The 17,188-nt window shown below is 59.5% G+C and carries 16 protein-coding genes and 1 pseudogene; 3 read left to right on the top strand and 14 right to left on the bottom strand.

Features of this window, described 5'->3' with window-relative positions; all coding sequences use genetic code 11:
- Positions 1-304: 304 nt before the first annotated feature.
- The 10 genes from E5W87_RS24130 to nifH all read right to left on the bottom strand — a co-directional run bounded on the left by E5W87_RS24130 (position 305) and on the right by nifH (position 12,261).
- Positions 305-1,597: a SidA/IucD/PvdA family monooxygenase gene (locus E5W87_RS24130; RefSeq protein WP_292403201.1), complete on the bottom strand. Its 1,293-nt coding sequence runs from the start codon at positions 1,595-1,597 to the stop codon at positions 305-307.
- An 844-nt stretch (positions 1,598-2,441) separates the two neighbouring features.
- Positions 2,442-3,314 (bottom strand): universal stress protein, encoded by an 873-nt coding sequence (locus E5W87_RS24125; RefSeq protein ID WP_292403198.1) that lies wholly within the window; start codon positions 3,312-3,314, stop codon positions 2,442-2,444.
- Positions 3,315-3,409: 95 nt separating this feature from the next.
- The gene (locus E5W87_RS24120) at positions 3,410-4,114 is read right to left on the bottom strand and encodes a response regulator transcription factor (protein ID WP_224571202.1); all 705 of its coding nucleotides are present in this window, start codon (positions 4,112-4,114) and stop codon (positions 3,410-3,412) included.
- Between the two features lie 107 nt (positions 4,115-4,221).
- Positions 4,222-4,701 (bottom strand): NifX-associated nitrogen fixation protein, encoded by a 480-nt coding sequence (locus E5W87_RS24115; protein WP_024505267.1) that lies wholly within the window; start codon positions 4,699-4,701, stop codon positions 4,222-4,224.
- Between the two features lie 16 nt (positions 4,702-4,717).
- Positions 4,718-5,215 carry a nitrogen fixation protein NifX gene (gene nifX, locus E5W87_RS24110; protein ID WP_127323366.1) on the bottom strand — a complete coding sequence of 166 codons (498 nt, stop codon included), beginning with the start codon at positions 5,213-5,215 and terminating at the stop codon, positions 4,718-4,720.
- The gene (nifN, locus tag E5W87_RS24105; RefSeq protein WP_292403195.1) at positions 5,181-6,563 is read right to left on the bottom strand and encodes a nitrogenase iron-molybdenum cofactor biosynthesis protein NifN; all 1,383 of its coding nucleotides are present in this window, start codon (positions 6,561-6,563) and stop codon (positions 5,181-5,183) included. Before nifN ends, nifX begins: the two co-directional genes overlap by 35 nt.
- Before the next feature lie 8 nt (positions 6,564-6,571).
- Positions 6,572-8,047 (bottom strand): nitrogenase iron-molybdenum cofactor biosynthesis protein NifE, encoded by a 1,476-nt coding sequence (gene nifE, locus E5W87_RS24100; protein ID WP_029356524.1) that lies wholly within the window; start codon positions 8,045-8,047, stop codon positions 6,572-6,574.
- Between the two features lie 61 nt (positions 8,048-8,108).
- Positions 8,109-9,650 (bottom strand): nitrogenase molybdenum-iron protein subunit beta, encoded by a 1,542-nt coding sequence (gene nifK, locus E5W87_RS24095; RefSeq protein ID WP_292403192.1) that lies wholly within the window; start codon positions 9,648-9,650, stop codon positions 8,109-8,111.
- Between the two features lie 127 nt (positions 9,651-9,777).
- Positions 9,778-11,280, bottom strand: a complete 1,503-nt coding sequence (gene nifD, locus E5W87_RS24090; RefSeq protein WP_292403189.1) for a nitrogenase molybdenum-iron protein alpha chain — start codon at positions 11,278-11,280, stop codon at positions 9,778-9,780.
- 87 nt (positions 11,281-11,367) lie between these two features.
- Entirely contained in the window at positions 11,368-12,261 is an 894-nt protein-coding gene (gene nifH, locus E5W87_RS24085; RefSeq protein WP_024505261.1) for a nitrogenase iron protein, read from the bottom strand.
- Between the two features lie 591 nt (positions 12,262-12,852).
- Here nifH and E5W87_RS24080 point away from each other — a divergent pair.
- A complete protein-coding gene (locus E5W87_RS24080) occupies positions 12,853-13,416 on the top strand; it encodes a type II toxin-antitoxin system prevent-host-death family antitoxin (protein WP_236378831.1) in 564 nt (187 codons plus the stop codon).
- Positions 13,398-13,751, top strand: a complete 354-nt coding sequence (locus E5W87_RS24075) for a hypothetical protein (protein WP_292403186.1) — start codon at positions 13,398-13,400, stop codon at positions 13,749-13,751. Before E5W87_RS24080 ends, E5W87_RS24075 begins: the two co-directional genes overlap by 19 nt.
- 651 nt (positions 13,752-14,402) lie before the next feature.
- Here E5W87_RS24075 and queE read toward each other — a convergent pair.
- From queE to queC, 3 genes are read right to left on the bottom strand one after another with little or no spacing between them, the layout of a single operon-like run.
- A complete protein-coding gene (gene queE, locus E5W87_RS24070; protein WP_164897559.1) occupies positions 14,403-15,128 on the bottom strand; it encodes a 7-carboxy-7-deazaguanine synthase QueE in 726 nt (241 codons plus the stop codon).
- A 5-nt stretch (positions 15,129-15,133) separates the two neighbouring features.
- A complete protein-coding gene (gene queD / locus E5W87_RS24065; RefSeq protein ID WP_063169374.1) occupies positions 15,134-15,490 on the bottom strand; it encodes a 6-carboxytetrahydropterin synthase QueD in 357 nt (118 codons plus the stop codon).
- Positions 15,490-16,188 carry a 7-cyano-7-deazaguanine synthase QueC gene (queC, locus tag E5W87_RS24060; protein WP_126102496.1) on the bottom strand — a complete coding sequence of 233 codons (699 nt, stop codon included), beginning with the start codon at positions 16,186-16,188 and terminating at the stop codon, positions 15,490-15,492. Before queC ends, queD begins: the two co-directional genes overlap by 1 nt.
- A gap of 567 nt (positions 16,189-16,755) precedes the next feature.
- Here queC and E5W87_RS24055 point away from each other — a divergent pair.
- Positions 16,756-16,945, top strand: a pseudogene (locus E5W87_RS24055) (transposase); the annotation flags it as partial.
- Here the strand turns inward: E5W87_RS24055 and E5W87_RS24050 are convergent.
- The coding region (locus tag E5W87_RS24050; protein WP_292403182.1) for an integrase core domain-containing protein at positions 16,932-17,188 on the bottom strand (257 nt) is incomplete at its 5' end. The pseudogene E5W87_RS24055 and the gene E5W87_RS24050 overlap by 14 nt on opposite strands.

The following is a 17,188-nucleotide window of genomic DNA, read 5'->3' as shown; positions in this document are numbered from 1 at the left end:
GGGGCTGGGTAGACTGGGCCGGACTCACCTAACTCACCGGGTCCAGCCACGACATGCATCGCCAAAGGCAAGGACCCTCCCCGCTGAGCGCGGGCTCAGCCATGGCCGCTGAGGCTACCGCACTCTTTCGAGTGAACGTAAGGACTTAACGAGCGTAGGGGAAACGTCCGCAGAATATACGATGTGCCTCAGGGCCCGAGTGCTTATTCGGTCAAGATGATCTGGGCTAAGGCTCCCGCGTTCGCCGCAACGAAGGCGTACATCATTCCCTGGATGCCACCGCCAATGAACAATAGTAGACCAGTTATATCCCGCTGCCCATTTCTTCGGCTACGAGGCCGGGCTCGATCAACGTACGGCTGATGAAGCCCAGATGCTCGGGATTGGTGCATGGCGGGCGCCCCAGAAGGCTGTCCAGGATGCGGCGCGCTCGCCAGGCCAGCAGGCCAAAGTTCGGATCAGCCAGCCCGCGCTGTCCAAGGCAGGCGTTCTGAACGAAAAGGCGTCTGTCTCGCGGTCCGTCCCAGTACACCGAAAAATCCTCGCCGATGGCGAGCTCATTGCCGATCTGTTCGAGGCGATCTGCGATCGGTTCCAGGAAGTCCGGCAGCGCGTTCTCGTACCCGGTGGCCAGGATGACGATATCGGCGGTTACTTCTCCGATGTTGTCCATGCCGCGTTGCAGCGTGAGCCTGTGCCCTGCTCCGGCGTTGATGCAGCGCGACACGTTGCAACTTGGCCGCAATGTGATGTCGCATTGGTGTGGCTCGAGAAAGGCGTGTTGGTAGAGCGCCTGATAGACCGCGCGCAACTTGCTTTCTGAAATGCCCTCGGAGGCAAGCGCGAAACGCCGCAGGAACAGCTGGCGATGCACCTCGCTCATGGCCGCAAAACGATCCGAGAAGCAAGGCGTGAACAGCCCGTTTGTGAACGGGTGGTCGTCGAAAGGCATCTCGCGCGTCAAGACCCAAGTGATCGCCGCGGGCCGCCGTTCTTTCGGCCGGCCGACAAGGTGCAGCAGCAGCTCGGCTCCCGACTGTCCGCCGCCAACCACGCAGACATGCTTTTTGTGCACCTCAGGATGGATATGCGCTAGGTCTGATGAGTGGAACAGGTTGGGTCCAGTCCAGCCATGAAACTGAGGCGGAATTTGCGCCTGCTTGCCTATGTCGATGACGAGGTTTCTCGCATCAAGGACCGCGTTGTCCGTCCGCACGCGAAACTCGCCGTCAAAACGGATTTCGCGAACGGCCTCGCCGCCACGGACAAGCGGATTCTTCTGGAACGCCCAGTTGAGATATTGAGCGAACTCGGCTCTGAGCACCCCGTGAAATTGCGCATTGAGGAAATGGTAAAGACGCCCGTTCTCGTGGAGGTAGTTTACGAATGTGTAGGCTGATCGCGGATTGACCAGAGTAACCAGATCCTGGAAGTGGCCGACCTGGAGCTCCGCGCAATCGAAAGCGCTGCCTGGATGTCCGCGGAAATCGACCTGCCGGTCCAGGAACAGTGCCCCTTGCGCAATCTCTTCCTGTATCTGACACGCAAGGCTCAAATTAGACGGCCCAGCACCGATACCAATGCAAAAGAGGTCCACTTATCCTTGCTCCTCTAGGAGTGTTTTCCAACTCAGCGGGATGTGCGCGGCGACCGCCAGGCATTGAGCATTGCGAACCTCACAGGCATCCTTGAGCCGCGGTCCCGAGTGCGAGGACGGCAAAAGCGTGTGCCGCCTTCCAGGTCTTGGGCTCAATGTCGGCGGCATCGACAGCGGCGCGGCATGATCCCAACCCAAGAGCGGAAGGAAAGCGTGTGATGCTGTCGCGCGGCTCTTCCGGATCTTACGGCGGCATCTAGCGCCGGCCTCCACCCCAGGATTGGCTGTTTCCCAGCCACGACGGAAGCGGCGCTTTCTTTCGAGGGCGTAACCATGGATAACGGCTCTTAATGCGTTCGGAGACTCCCATGCATGCAGCGTGCCGGATAAAGAAAACTGTCAAACCAACGAGTTCGCGTAATTCCAGCTCGTCTGGAACCCGACATTGTCGCACGCCCGACGATCGGGCAGAGGAAGCTCCGCGGCAGCGGCCCTTGCACACCGCAGGCCTGACAGGGGCAGCCGCCGATTTGACCCGCGTCCGGGTACTGATCAGGGGCCTTCCAACAGGGTTCGCGCCCCGAGGCGGGCGTCCCCTGGTACACCCGCCCTGTGGCTTGGCTGCGGTCTGCTGCAGCCGTTCGTCTTTACTGCCCGTTACAGACGATCTCGCACGAGTTGGATGCACGAGAGCGTCCTGAAGTCGAGGCGTCCGGTTTGGCTCTGACAAGAGCCGCAAGATGTTCGCGGATCCAGCCATGTCTCCGCAATCCGACCGGTAACCGACGACGACTTCGGACTGGTTGGCGGTCCTACGAGCTGATCGGTGTTCCTACGGAACTGATCAACGAGCCAAAAACAGGGGCAATGTGGTCTTCTCAAAACTCCAGCTCGGCGGACCGCCGAAAATCCGCTCACGCAGCCCACGGCTGCCATAAGCACCCATGACTATCATGTCGGCGCAGGTGTCGGCCGCGTGCTGCGTCAGCACTGTGGCCGCTGATTTACCGGCGCTCTTAAGCAGGTCAACCGAGACCCGAGCACCGTGCCGAGTAAGATAGGCAGCGATGTCTGCTCCAGACTGCGCACCTTTCCCGTTGTTTTGCGCCTTCGGATCGACCATAGCGACACAAACTTCCTCAGCAGCGGATAGGAGACTAAGAGATTCCCGAACCGCACGCGAGGCCTCTACGCGCGAATCCCAGCCGACCAGCACGCGTCGAGGCGACAGGGTCGCCTTAGCGCCCTTCGGCACGATGAGCACCGGCTTTCCGCTATCGAACAAGCAGCCGTTGACAACAGGAGGTCCGAGAGTCTCATCGTTGAGGAGGTCTCCTCCAACGATCGTCAGGTCAGCGCAGAGCGCCCGCTGTCGTGCCACTTCACCGAGGCTAGCCGGATCGCAATAGTCGGTGTCAACGTCACAGGAAAGCGACATAGCTTTCAGCCGTTTGAGGATATCCGCGGACCGCCTTTCCATTCTGGTCACGTCCCGGGAAAATTTCTCGATTTGCTGAAATCGATAGTTCGGTACTGCAATTGCCTGTGCACGTCCTGTATTCCATTCGGGGGGCGGAGACGACATCAAGAGCAATGGAGGCGGTATAATGAGTACCGATAGGTGCGCGCCGACCTCGGCACACAGTCCGGCAGCTGTTGTGAGGTCCTCATCAGAATGATCAGCACCCGTCACACTGAATATGCTTTTAAATTCCATTTGCCTGCTTCTCCTGGTCTTCGTTAGGAGCGCCTCAAAGCGGCAACACCGCTCTCAGGAGGAAGAGAGAGCGGCACCACATTCGATCACCGATTTCAGTCGTCCGGCTTCTCGAGCGAGTAGCCGGCCGACCTGACGGTGCGAATGACGCTGCCGGGCAAGGCCGTTTTCAGCGCCCTCCTGATTCGGCTGATATGGACATCGACGGTGCGTGCACCGACATGAATGTTGGGCAGCCAGGCCGCCCCGATAAGCTCGTCCCGGCTGAAGACCTTGCCGGGGGCCTCAATCATAAGCCGCAGCACGTTGAAATCGATCCGTCCGAGATGGATGTCGTGGCCATTACCGCGAACCCGATGGGCATCGAGCTTCATCTCCAGGCCTCCACAACAAATCCAACTGTCGTTTTCAACCCCGTTCGGACCACGCTTGGTCAGCCCGAGCCTCGCCCGCAGGCAGTCGAGCAGCTTGGCCGGAGCCACCGGCCGCACAAAGCTCTCAACACCTGCCTTCAAGAGATCGAGGTGCTGGTGCTCGGCGCCAGGCGCGATCAGGGCGATGATGGGCAGGTCGGTGGTGCGCGGTTCCCGCTTGAGGTGGGCGCAAATTGCGGACCCGTTTATGCTGGCTGGGTCGCAATCCAGCACTACGGCCTGAAGCTCCCGTTGTTCGGCCAAGGCCAGCGCAGCCTTCGCGCCGTCTGCCGTCTCACTGCTGAAACCGTCAACCTCCAGTATGTGGCTGTAGAGCAGATAGAACTCGGCATCTTGCGAGCAGATCAGGACCAGCGGCTTCTTCATCGGCGATACCCCAACAACCTGGTCGGCCTCGAGCCCCTGGATCGAGGGGACTGGCCAACATAGTTTCTCGGGTCCGTCATGATGGCCTTTCTCGAAAATCGCGCCCATCATGCCAGCGCCACGTGGGGAAAGGTTTCGATGACTGAAATCGCATCGTCGACCAGCTTCGTACCGGCCGTGGCGAGCTTCAGGAGCGTCTCGAAGCCAAACCGGTGGACATCGCGCAGCGTTTTGGACAAAACGACCAGCCGTCCGGTCGTGAAAAGCACCCGACCAAAACCCTCATGGCTCACCTGGATCATCGGCGATGCCATAAGGCCGCAGCGCTCCTCGATCGCAAGCCCGATGGCGGCGTAGTACTTGTCGAGCCTCCACAGCACGTCGGGATCGGGATCTCCGATGATTGGGATCCCTCGGCGCTGTTCCTTGGTAATGATGAAGTCGCCCAGCAGCTCAGCGTCCGCTTTGCGTTCCCACGAGCCATAGGAATCCTGAGAACGGATCAGCCGCACGAGGCATTTGACGAACGGGGTGCAAAGAGCCGCCTCGTCTTCGGCGACAGCTGGGGGGATTGCGGGGTCAGGCATTGGCGTCCTCCTCTTTTCAGTCCTCGTCCTCGAAGGACGGTTTCTTTTCGGCAATGCCCGCTCGCGCCAGCACCTTGCGCAGCCAAGGCGGAGGACACGTCCTGAGCATCATCTGCGTGCGCAAGAGCACCTGTGGGATCGATTGGGGCTCCGCCACTTTGATCGGGTGGATTTTTGCCGCGACAAGCTTGGCTGCCGAAGGGCCGCCAATTGCCAGACAAAACAGGATCTGACAGCCTTTCAGCGCATCCACCTTGGGCGTGATGCGGTCATCGCCCTCGGCCCGATGCTCCCCGCTTTCATCCGAAACGTCATCGAAGGCCACGGCTTCGACGAGATTCCATTCCTCGCGCGTCACGTCGTAGACAGCAAAGCGCCTGGCCGACCCGAAATGGGCATTGAGGTTCTGCATGTCCTGAGTGGCGATCGCAACGCGCAATGCGCCCGCACGTCGTTCAGGCATCGGGGCGAAAACCTCATTACTGACCAGCGAGAGGCGGCGAACAGCGTTCATGTGATATTTCTCGATTACGGAGTGGATCAAGCGCCTCAGGAGTGGGCGCGTGTTGGTTGGCCTGGAAGATGTTGGCGACCTCGAAGATCAGGTCGCGGGTGCCCTGATAGAGAATTGCGAGCTTGTGCTGGCTGCCTAGTCGATCGAAGACCGGGAACCCGATGCGCATGAGCGGAATTCGGAGCCGCTCCGATGCTTGGCGCCCGTGCGAATGCGTGACAAGCAGGTCAGCACCGACGGCAAGACTTTCCAGATCGCCGAGATCGCCGATCTGAACCGAAACCGCCGGGACTTTCTCGAGAATTTTAGACCTGTCGGTCGTTGTGACGGCCGCGGCTATCTCGGAGCCGAGGCCAGCAAAGAAGGTTGCAAGTTGGAACAGCTGGTCTGGTTCGGCAGCGATGGCAATTTTCTTGCCGCCGAAATGGAAATGTCCGTCGAGCATCGCGTCCTGCAATTGCGCCCGGCGCCGGCGCACGCGGGCCGGTGCCGCCGCGCCCGAAATCGAAGACAGCAGCGACACGAAGCGGTCCGTGTCCTGCAGCCCAGTCAGTGACTGGAACAACACGTAAGGCACGCCGGTCAACCCGAGCAGCGCTTTCGCCGGGCGGCGCATGTGCTCACCGATGGCGATGCATTGCATGGCCGTGCCCAACTCGCGAATGTCCTCGACGCTGGTGCCGCCGTATGTGGTCGCTACCCAGCGGTCAGGAACCGTACCGTCGAGCGAGCCTGAGATGTCGGGCAGAATAACCGGCTTGAGCCCAAAGCTTTCAACCATGTCGCGCATGTGCTCGACGTCGGCGACAGTGAGGTTGCATCCGGGCAGGATTGCGATCTTCTTCGGGTGCCGCGCCCGTTCGCCCGAGCGTGTAATCCCTTCGATCATTGCGGTGACTGCCCTGGCCCAGCCCTCTTCGATCGCGCCGTCAAAATCCGGCGTGTTGGCCAGCACGACCTCCGTACCCGCAAGCTCTTGCCTGTGCTTCAGCTTAATGTTGGCAATATCACCCGCGCAATCTTCGCCACGCGTCTCCACGAGCGCGGTCGTGCACACCCCGATCAGCTTTGGCTTCGTGCGGTTCTTGAGGTTGAGGATCGCCTCTTCCAGATGGTCGGCTGCGCCGAGGATGGTCGCCACCTCATCCATCGCCGTAGTCTGCAAGGGAATCGCTTCTTTGAAGTGCCGCACGAAGAGAACGAGCGCAAAGCTTGTGCATCCCTGGCTGCCGTGGAACAGCGGCATCGCACCGTCGACGCCAAGAAAGGCAAAGGCGGCACCCAGCGGCTGCGACGACTTCAGCGGGTTGACCGCAGCCGATTTGCTCTGGAGAAGGATGCGGGCCATCGGTCGCCTCAACACTCGTGTGCCGTCGCGCAGGCGAATTCATCAAACAGGTACGCGGTCTCGTTCCTCGTGCACGGCAATTCGCCTATCAGATCAGGCTGGCAATCCCACGGGGCCGGCTGGCGCACCTGAGACCAGATCGGATTGTGAATGGCGAGGTCGATCTGGCGTACGAGTTCCACCATGCCGTCATAGCCGGCATAAGGATGCTGGCGCTCCTGGTTGATATCGAGCCAGGGCGTCTTGGCCTTGAGCGCAATGAATTGCGTGCGACCGCCCGACAGCATGATATCGGCCCTGTGTTCAGAGAGCATGGCGTACAGCTCGCGCGCAGCCATGGATTCGAACATGTGCTTGTCGTGCTTGAGAACTTGTTTGATGCGCTCCTTGTCCTGCACCGTAGATTTCTTGACCGAGGTGCCGACGATCTCGATTCCGATCTCCATCAGCGCATGGACAACCGACCAGGACTTCACACCGCCTGTGTTGAGCAGCACGCGCTTGCCTTGGAGCCTTTGCCGGTAGGATTCGAGTTTCTTCCACGCGATCGCCTCCTGCTGCGCGATCAGCGTCTCTGTGCGCTCGAGGATCTCCGGATCGGCGCCCTTCCTCACCAGCAGCCTGACAAGGTTGCGAAGAGCTTGCGATGTGTCGGAGATGCCATAGAAGGAGCCCTCGAAGAACGGGATGTCCCAGCGCTCCTCCATCTTGCGGGCAAGACTGATCAGCGCGGTCGAGCACACCATCATTGCCGCCCGGGCGCGGTGCGCGGAAGCAATGTCGCGGTAACGCGCATCGCCGGGAATGCAGGCGCGCACCCGGATCCCGAGCCGATCGAGGAGCGGCTTTACAAGCCAGAATTCGCCCGAGAGGTTGAATTCGCCAAGGATGTTGATGTCGTAGGGCCCGGGGTCGTCGGGTTCGACCGTGCCGATGACATGATCGAGCAACGCCTCGGCGGCGAGCTTGTTGCCGAGGTTCTTGGAGCCTGCCAGGCCAGGCGCATTGATCGGCACCACGGCCAAACCGAACTTTTCCGTGGCGCGTTTGCACACGGCCTCGATGTCGTCACCGATCAGCGCCGTTACGCAAGTCGAGTAGACGAAGATCGCCGGCGGCGCGTATGTGTGCTTGATCTCGCGGATCGCCTTGAAGAGTTTCCGCTCGCCCTGCCCCATCACCAGGTCGAGTTCGGTGAGGTCGGTCGTGAAGCTTGTCCGCCACAAGGTCGGCCCTGACGAAACCGCACCACGGTTGTCCCAAGAATTGCCCTCGCAGGCAAGCGGCGCATGGACCAGATGCGCAACGTCGGTGATCGGCTGCAGGACGATCTTGGCTCCGTCAAAGGCGCAGCCGCCGGCTGCCGCCCCTGGTGTCAGCGACTTCGAGCAGCCCTCCTTGCGCGCCTTGGCATCTTTGCCACGGTTCTTATCGCAGGCGGGCTCATCGAAGGCGTCCTTGATTTTGGCGCTGAGGGAGGACATTGCTCAGCCTCCCCAGTCCATTGGGCAAGGAATGGCCTCGGCGAAAAGCCGGCCACGGCTCTTAGCGCGTGAGGTCATAGGAATAATCCGTCACACCCGTCTCGCTCGTCTCGCGATCGAGTTTGTCGAAGATCTTGTCGAGGATCGTCGTAAGCACGCGCAACGCGCCCTGGTAGCCAAAGAGCGCAAAGCGGTGATGATGGTGCCGATCGAAGATCGGAAACATCAGCCGGATCAGCGGCGTTCCGGTGTCGCGCTCCAGGTACTTGCCGTAGGAATTGCCGATCAAAAGGTCCACCGGCTCGGTAAAGAGCAGTGAGCGCAGCGCCCACAGGTCCTTGCCCGCCCAAACCTGGGCAGCCTTGCCGAAAGGCGAGGATGCTAGCAGCTTCTTCAAATCGGCTTCCCATGCCGAGGTGCCATTGGTGGCGAGGCAATGGGTTGGCTCGCCGCCGGTCTCCATGACAAAGCGGGCCATCGCGTGAACGAAGTCGGGATCGCCGTAGATGGCGTATTTCTTACCATGCAACCAGGATTGGCTGTCCGCCATGGCGTCTACCAGTCGGCCGCGCTCGAGGCGAATTGCCTCGGGGATCTCCTTGCCGGAAATCGCCGCGACCTCCATCAGGAATTCGTCGGTCGCCTGAACGCCGAGCGGATAGTGGAACGAGGCCGTCGCCTGCCCGACCTCCTCGCAATAGCCCAACGTCTTTCGGGTGTTGTGATGCTGCAGCGAAAGCGTTGCCTCGGCGTTGAGGGCCTTCTTCACCTCGTTGATCTTCGTGCCCCCGTCATACATGCGGTATTCACCGTCCGAAGGCGTGTCGAACTGGTCAGAGGCATCCTGGATCAATGTGTAGGACACGCCCATTACATCGAGGAGGCGCTTGAGCTCCCGGTTGTTGCCGACGCAGAAGCCGTCGAAGCCCGGAATGATGTTGATGGTTCCCTCGACTTGCGTACGCTCCTGGCCTTTCCAGAAGTGCTCCAAAATGCCTTTGACCATGTTGTCATAGCCGTCGACATGACTGCCAACGAAGGCCGGCGTGTGGGCAAAGGGTACGTCGAAGTCGCGCGGGACTGAATCTTCGTCCTTGGCGTTCTGGATGAAGCTGTGCAGGTCGTCGCCAATGACCTCTGCCATACAGGTCGTCGACACGGCAATCATCTTCGGGTCGTAGAGCTGGTAGGTGTTGGCGAGCCCGTCGACCATGTTCTTCAGGCCGCCAAACACCGCCGCATCCTCGGTCATTGAGGAGGAGACCGCCGCGGCAGGCTCCTTGAAATGGCGCGACAGGTGCGAGCGGTAATAGGCGACGCAACCTTGGCTGCCGTGGACGAAGGACATGGTTCGCTCGAAGCCGGCGGCAGCGAATACCGCACCCAGCGGCTGGCAGGCCTTGGCCGGGTTCACGACAAGCGCTTTGCGGGCGAGGTTCTTTTCGCGGTATTCCCACGTCTGGGCGAAATCGCGCTGATCGGAAACGATCTCATCGGGGTGCGGACATTCGAAGTTTAGCTTCTTCTCAGCGAGCATCTTTCTGTATTCCGGCTCGCGGAACAGGGGAGCGTGATCGAGAATTTTTTCAGCCGACTGCGGCATGATGATTACCTCTTTTGTATCTGGCTGCGCGGTACGGCAGCTCAGGACGTCAAGACATTCCAGGCTCCGGCGTATCAGAGGCCGCGGGAGTTCACCGTCTGAGTGGGACTGGGGCTAAAGCAGATGTTTATTCGGCAGCCATCGCCCGCTCATCGCCCCGGCTTCTTTTCCAAGGCGCGTGGAATAGGTCCCAGACCGGGTTGTTGATGGCGAGATCCACATCACGTGCGAAAATGGCAAAGCCATCGTAGCCGTGATACGGGCCTGAATAATCCCAGGAATGCATCTGGCGGAACGGTATGCCCATCTTCTGCACCGGGTATTTTTCTTTGATTCCCGAGCCGACCAGATTTGGGCGAATCCCTTCGATGAATTTCTCCAACTCATAGCCGGTCACGTCATCATAGATCAGCGTGCCGTTCTTCACGTAGTGGCCGGTGCGCTGATAGTCGTCGCTGTGGGCGAATTCATAGCCGGTGCCCACGATGACCATGCCGAGGTCCTCGTAGGCCGTGACGACGTGGCGGGGGCGCAGGCCGCCGACATAGAGCATCACGGTATTTCCTTCCAGGCGCGACAGGTACTTGGCGATGACCGCATCAACAAGCGGCCTGTACTTGGCAATGACCTTTTCGGTCTTCTCCTCGATTTCCGGCCCAAAATGCTTGGCTATGTTGCGCAGAGAGGCTTCGATCTGGGAGGGACCGAAGAAATTGTACTCCATCCAGGCGACGCCATACTTTTCCTCCATATGCCGACAGATGTAGTTCATCGACCGGTAGCAGTGGATAAGATTGAGCTTGGCCTTCGGGGCGCGCTCGATCTCTGCGAGTGTGGCGTCACCCGACCAGTTGCCGACCACGCGCAGCCCTATCTCCTCAAGCAGTATGCGCGAGGCCCAGGCATCGCCGCCGATATTGTAGTCGCCGATGACGTTGACGTCGTAGGGGCCGGCCTCGAACTTGACGTTCTTTTTGTCGAAGACCCAATCCCGGATCGCATCATTGGCGATGTGGTGGCCAAGCGACTGCGAGACGCCGCGGAAACCCTCGCAGCGTACCGGCACGATCGTCTTGTCATACTCCTTGGTCTTTTTGCGAGAAACCGCCTCGGTGTCATCGCCAATCAGGCCGATAGGGCATTCGGATTGCACGGTGATGCCGTTGTTGAGCGGAAACAAGACTTCAATCTCGTCAATGATCTGTTCCAGCTTCTTGTCGCCGCCGAAGACGATGTCCTTCTCCTGGAAATCGGAGGTGAACTGCATTGTCCCGAACGTGTCGACGCCCGTCGTACCGACGTAGTAGTTGCGGCGCTGCGACCAAGAATATTGGCCGCAGCCGACCGGGCCGTGCGAGATATGGACCATATCCTTGACTGGCCCCCACACCACGCCTTTCGAACCCGCATATGCACAGCCGCGAATCGTCATCACCCCGGGAATGGACTTGATGTTCGATTTGACGTCGCATTCGGAAAGGACCTCGCTTTCCCCGCCAGCCTCGTTGCCGCTCTTTGCGACGTTGAGGTGCTTCTTGCGGCGCTTCGCCGCCTTGTCGGGATAATGCGACAGCACCTCTTCGATAAGCTTTGCATGAAGAGCACCGTCATTCTCGTATTCCCGGCTCATGAGTCCCCTTTCAAGGTTGGGTGACGCCTCAACGAAATAGGCGCCGTTCTCTGCAAGGCGCGCCGATTCATGGCAGCGCTAATGTCACTACTGGGCCGCCGCCTTCGCCGCTTCCTTGGAGTGAAGCTCGGCAAGCATCTGCTCGTCGGTCTTCATGATGCCGAAGTCGAGCAGCATCTCCTCCAGCTCCTCCATGGTGATCGGCGTCGGGATCGTACCCTGGCCCGAATTGGCGTGGATCTTCTCGGCCAGAGCGCGGTATTCCCCTGCCTGCTTGGAGTCCGGCGCGTACTGGATCACCGACATCTTCCTGAGTTCGGCATGCTGGACGATGTTGTCGCGGGGCACGAAGTGGATGAGCTTGGAATTCAATCGGCCAGCCAGTGCTTCGGCCAGATCGAGTTCACGGTCGGTTTGACGTTCATTGCAGATCAGCCCGCCCAGCCGCACACCGCCCGAATGGGCATATTTGAGGATGCCCTTGGCGATGTTGTTGGCGGCATAGAGCGCCATCATCTCGCCGGACATGACGATGTAGATCTCCTGGGCCTTGCCTTCGCGGATCGGCATGGCGAAGCCGCCGCATACCACGTCGCCGAGGACGTCATAGGAGACATAATCGACATCGTCATAAGCGCCATTCTCCTCGAGGAAATTGATCGATGTGATGACGCCGCGGCCGGCGCAACCGACACCCGGCTCGGGGCCGCCGGACTCCACGCACTTGATGCCTCTGTAGCCGACCTTGAGCACGTCCTGGAGTTCGAGGTCTTCCACCGAACCTTCCTGTGCGGCGAGATCCAGGACGGTATCCTGAGCTTTCGAATTCAGGATCAAGCGTGTGGAATCGGCTTTGGGGTCGCATCCTACGATGAGGATTCTCTGCCCGAGGTCGACAAGGGCGGCGAGCGTATTTTGGGAGGTGGTGGACTTGCCGATGCCGCCTTTGCCGTAAAAGGCGATCTGACGCAGACCTGACATAATAGCTTTCCTTCCTTCGTTCTAATCATCGCGACTGCCCGCGACACAAGTGCCGATAGGCAGCTCGTGCCGCCTCACACCAAGCATCGCAAAAAGCGTACCAGCGTGATCGGCCGATCCGAGAAGAAACTTTGTTATTAAATTCCAGCCACTTAGACGGCGGCAAAACGCGCGAGCGGGCCTTTCAGGCGTCTGTCACGGACACGACAAAGCCGACACAGATTGTCGTGCGCCATCGAAACCGCCCTGTGTCGAGCTCGAAGCGGGATAATGGGGAGCTAGCCCAAAGCTGATGGCGAGACCATCGGAAGACGTCGGCTATTGTCTTTCCAGCCTGCTATTGATCGGGCGGTCGCTGGATGAGCAGGAGCCTGGGGCTTGACCGCCGCGCGGAATAGTTCAGGCAGCTTGCGGAGCGGGAACGCCGGCGGCCGATAGACATCCGCGCTTAACCTTTCATAGCCCGTCTACGAGTTGGTTCCGCCGACGCGCTATATCGAAGGCAAATAATTCAGTACCTTAGCACGAGATCATTGATATTTTCAAAAAGATACGTATTATACGGATATAACGGATTATCGGGACAATTCTATGTCGGTCATTAGCTCGGTTGAATTTCAGCGCAACTTTGGGCTGTATCAGGACAAGGCGCTAGCGGAACCCGTGATCATCAGCAAGAATGGCCGCGAACGGCTTGTGCTGCTTTCGGTCGATGAATACCAGCGCCTAAAGGCGCATCGTGACGGCACTAGCGCGGGGCCTGAGAACGCAGCCCCCCCTGCTTTGCAGAGCACGGCGCACTTTTCACTTAAGAACCAAATACCAACCGAGCCACTAAGGGAATTGCTGTCGCACTTTCATTCGATCAAATCTGCCTTCGTGTACGGTTCAGTCGCCAAAGGCACGGACACAGAACGCAGCGATATCGATTTGATGGTGGTCGGCGATAACCTGAACCTCTCTGAACTTTATTCAGCCGCACAAAACGCGGAACTGAGACTAGGCCGAAAGGTCAGTCCGACATTTCTGTCGCCGGAGGAATGGCAACGAAAGGCGTCGCAGAAAGGGTCGTTTGTCCGCAAGGTAAGTACCCTTCCAAAGATTTTCCTCATCGGCTCGGAGAAAGATTTACAAGCGTGGGCAAGCAAGAACTAGACAACCTCGTAAAGATTGGGCTGATGAAAAGTGAGCCCCCATCGCTGTCCGAATATGACGGCATGCTGGGTGGCGCGCGCAAGAATTTAACTGACGCACAGAAAGGTCTCGACCCCGACAGCCAATTCACTCTCTTATATGGAGCTGCGCATCGGCTTGCCCTGGCAGCCCTACGCCGCGAAGGCTATCGCTCGGACAATCGCACTTCGGTGTTTCAAGCGCTCGTTCATACCGTCGGAACCGACAAGGCTGACATTCAGATTTTTCTAAAGGCGCACAACGAGCGAAACCTCTCCGAGTACGAGGGCACACAGACATTGATGCCAAATTGCTAGCTAACCTTATTGAGTGCACCACGAGGCTAGAGGTTTCGGTTGGCAAACTAGAACCGCCAGAAGATGACGAGTGAGCGGCAATCGAACACGCGCGGGCAAAGGGTCCGACGGTGCGGGTAGCGTATGCCCCGACCGGAACGAAGCCGAGCCGAGTTGCGCCGTAATCTCGGACGGCTTCACCTGTTGCGTGAACAAATCCATGAGATCGTTGGGCCAGTGAGGAAATCGATCTTCTTTATGGAAGGCATTTAAGCAACGGATGCATTCCCATGCACATCGCCGTTCTGTTTAGCAGCTGCCGTTGACCGGCGGGCCAGCCCCTTTGGCGTTCTGGTGTCTGACAGTCGAGCGTCAGGCCGGACCATGAGATACATCGATAAGGGCTGGACAAGGATGGGAGGGATGACGTGCTTGCGACGGAGGAAACAGTCAAGCAGCTGGGGCGAGAAGGCCAGTTCTTGCGGATTTCAACTTTGCGTGACGACCGCTCATCGGAGTCAAGGTAACACACGCCGGCAGCGGGTGTCCGGGCGGTTTCCAGCCGCACAATGCGAGACCGCTGGCGCGAACAAAGCTCGGCTGTACTCGGCACGCTGAGAGAGCCTGCCAAGCCGTCGGAGCCCGGCCTTCCGGTGCGACGCAAGCCGCAGACTAGACCGCCCTCTTGTTACCCCAAAGCAGAACGTGCAGCTGCGGCAACACGCGGGCTTCGAACCACCTGTCGCTGGTCACCCTTTCGACAAGCCATTCCATTCGCATCATTATTCCGTCCAAGTCGACAGAGGTGTCTTCACTGCCAGGGCGCGGCGGCGTGTGATTGCCGGGTTGCAGATAGATCGGAAGGTGCGGATATCGCGCCGCGACTTCTTTGGCGTAGGCATAGTCACTCTCGTCGAAAACGACGAGCTTGAGCACGATTTGCGGCTTCTCTTGCGCCGCTTCGAGGCACGCCTCAAACGCAGCCCAACTGGTCGTCATTTCGCTGGACGGCGGCTTTGGGCTAAGGGTCAGCACGTCAAGATCCGCAAACCACTCCCTCACTACGGAACCCTGCGTTTCCAGTGCAAAACGATAGCCCTCGCGATGGCCTCGTTCTATGAGGGGACCGAACGGCTGAATGGCCGGGTTGCCGCCTGACAAGGAGACCATAACCGGCCTGCCGCCGGAAAGCGCATGGACGGTTTGCCACACGGCATCGATCGGCATCGGTAGCCATTCATGGCGATACTGATTGTCCACCGCGTGAAGGCTGTCGCACCATGAACAGCGATAATCACATCCGCCGGTTCTGATGAACACCGTCGGCAAGCCGATGAGCACGCCCTCGCCCTGGATAGTCGGCCCGAATATCTCGCTCACACGGATTGCGGGATGCATGTCGGTCACGGACGGTATTCCGCCCAAGTTTTCGGTGTTTCGCTAACGCGCACGGCCGCGGTCTGCGGCAGACGTGCCTTGCACCATTCATAGAAATGTCTGGCCAGGCATTCCGCCGTGACCTTCTCATGTCCCAGCACGTCGTTGAGGTGCCGATGGTCGAAGCTCTCGTCAATGTAGCGTTTGAGCGGCGCCAGATCGTGATAGTCGCGCACGAAGCCGTGGGCGTCCAGTTCCTTGGCCGACAGCTCCACTACGACGACATAGTTATGCCCGTGCAGGCGCGCGCATTGATGGTTGGGAGGCAAGGAGGTGAGCTGATGCGAGGCCGAGAAGTGGAATTCCTTGCTGATGTGGAACATTACGCGCGCCTCCTGCGCAGCGCCTCAAGCCAGAAATCGGCGTCCTCGTAGTCGGTGGGATCAGCGTGCCCGGCGAGATGGAACGCTTCGCGCCGCTCGACGCAGGTCCCGCATCGTCCGCAGTGACGCACGCCGCCCTTGTAACAGGACCAGGTCTCAGCAAACGGGGTGCCGTATCTTGCGCCATCCGCAACAATGTCAGCTTTTCCGAGATTCACATACGGTGCATAGAGGCGTATCTGCGCATAGCCGTCGAGCGCGCGGTCTTGCATTGTCTGGAAAGCTTCAATGAAGGCCGGACGGCAATCGGGATAGATGAAATGGTCCCCACCATGCACGGCCGCCGCCACCGCTTCGGCGCTGTGGGCGGCGGCGAGACCGAAGGCGATTGCCAACATGATGGCATTGCGGTTCGGCACCACCGTAATCTTCATCGTGTCTTCGGCGTAGTGGCCGTCCGGCACGTCGATACTGCCAGTCAGCGCTGAGCCGGAAAGGCCACGGCCAATTTCGCCGATGTCGATGATCTGGTGCGGGACCTTCAGTCGCTGCGCGCAAAGAGCGGCGAAGCCCAATTCCTTCCTGTGCCGTTGGCCATAGTCGAAAGATAGAAGGCCGGTGAGTTCGTGCTCCGCTGCCACCATGTGAGCAAGGGAAACGGAGTCCAATCCGCCAGAGCAGACGGCGAGAGTCTTCATCATTGGTATCCTTGTTTTGACCGGGTAAGGCTGCGACCGGAGATTTCTCTGCGCCCCCACTACTCCAGCGACTCAGTTTTGTGAACCGGGAGAATTTGCGCTCAGCCCGATTGGAACGGGAGTGCGTCGCGTCCAACACGCGTGATCAATAAAAGTTGAGCGCTTCAGCAGTTTGTTCGCATCGCGCCAACTTTCGCAACCTGCTGTCGGATCGTCGACTTCGAGGCAAGGTGATGTTCGGCCGACATCGGCTGACTCTCAATTAAGCCGCAGAACACATGTTGGCTTTCTGGCCTTCGCTTGTGCGGTTGGCACGACAATTGATATTCTATTTGTGGGGCGGCACACCCCGCCAGCCGAAAGTGGCAGTGAGCTCCTTCAGGCGCAGGTTGATGTGCTGATTATTCGGCGATTTTCCGATCTCGAACCAGAAAGCGAGGGCGGCATGGATGCCAGCAAATTTGACATTGGCGACATCCGCCTGGAGAACCCTGCGCGGCGAGCGCTGCCGGGCCGGCGTGCCACATGCTACTGGAAGACCACGGGCCTTCACCGACCTTGTCGCGGGGCGACGTAGTCGTCATGGGCAACCTGCCCGCCCATAAGGCCGCCGGCCTGCGCGGCGCGATTGAGGCCGCAGGCGAGCCTGCTCTACCTGCCGCCCTACAGTCCCGACTTCAATCCGATTGAGAACGCCTTCGCCAAACCTAAGGCGCTGCTGCGAGCAAAGGCCGAGAGAACCATCAAGGCTCTATGGGACTGACGTTGCCCCCAGCAGTTTTGAGTTCGTTTCCGGCGTGGGTTGTGCCCTGCTGGGCGGGTGAAGCGACGGGCGCTGGCGCGGAGCCTTTGGCATAGCGCAGCGCGAGCGACCGTCGCGGATTGAAGGTGCTGGCGAACTTGGCCGGGGTCTGCCAGGCGATTTGGGAGTGCGGCCGCGCGGTTTTGTAGTCGGCGTGCCACAGGGCGATGGCTACGCGCGCCTGAGCCAGCGAGGTGA

Source organism: Mesorhizobium sp. (assembly GCF_004962925.1).
In the GTDB taxonomy this organism is placed as follows: domain Bacteria; phylum Pseudomonadota; class Alphaproteobacteria; order Rhizobiales; family Rhizobiaceae; genus Mesorhizobium.
Note: the sequence above shows the minus strand (reverse complement) of the source record. Positions and strands in the feature narration are given on the sequence as shown.

Bases quoted from the DNA above. Each gene is read 5' to 3' on its own strand.
- queC (WP_126102496.1), bottom strand. From the start codon at position 16,188: ATGAAGACTCTCGCCGTCTGCTCTGGCGGATTGGACTCCGTTTCCCTT.
- E5W87_RS24120 (WP_224571202.1), bottom strand. From the start codon at position 4,114: ATGAAGAAGCCGCTGGTCCTGATCTGCTCGCAAGATGCCGAGTTCTAT.
- nifH (WP_024505261.1), bottom strand. From the start codon at position 12,261: ATGTCAGGTCTGCGTCAGATCGCCTTTTACGGCAAAGGCGGCATCGGC.
- nifD (WP_292403189.1), bottom strand. From the start codon at position 11,280: ATGAGCCGGGAATACGAGAATGACGGTGCTCTTCATGCAAAGCTTATC.
- queD (WP_063169374.1), bottom strand. From the start codon at position 15,490: ATGTTCCACATCAGCAAGGAATTCCACTTCTCGGCCTCGCATCAGCTC.
- queE (WP_164897559.1), bottom strand. From the start codon at position 15,128: ATGCATCCCGCAATCCGTGTGAGCGAGATATTCGGGCCGACTATCCAG.
- nifE (WP_029356524.1), bottom strand. From the start codon at position 8,047: ATGTCCTCCCTCAGCGCCAAAATCAAGGACGCCTTCGATGAGCCCGCC.
- E5W87_RS24115 (WP_024505267.1), bottom strand. From the start codon at position 4,701: ATGCCTGACCCCGCAATCCCCCCAGCTGTCGCCGAAGACGAGGCGGCT.
- nifX (WP_127323366.1), bottom strand. From the start codon at position 5,215: ATGAACGCTGTTCGCCGCCTCTCGCTGGTCAGTAATGAGGTTTTCGCC.
- nifK (WP_292403192.1), bottom strand. From the start codon at position 9,650: ATGCCGCAGTCGGCTGAAAAAATTCTCGATCACGCTCCCCTGTTCCGC.
- E5W87_RS24125 (WP_292403198.1), bottom strand. From the start codon at position 3,314: ATGGAATTTAAAAGCATATTCAGTGTGACGGGTGCTGATCATTCTGAT.
- E5W87_RS24080 (WP_236378831.1), top strand. From the start codon at position 12,853: ATGTCGGTCATTAGCTCGGTTGAATTTCAGCGCAACTTTGGGCTGTAT.
- nifN (WP_292403195.1), bottom strand. From the start codon at position 6,563: ATGGCCCGCATCCTTCTCCAGAGCAAATCGGCTGCGGTCAACCCGCTG.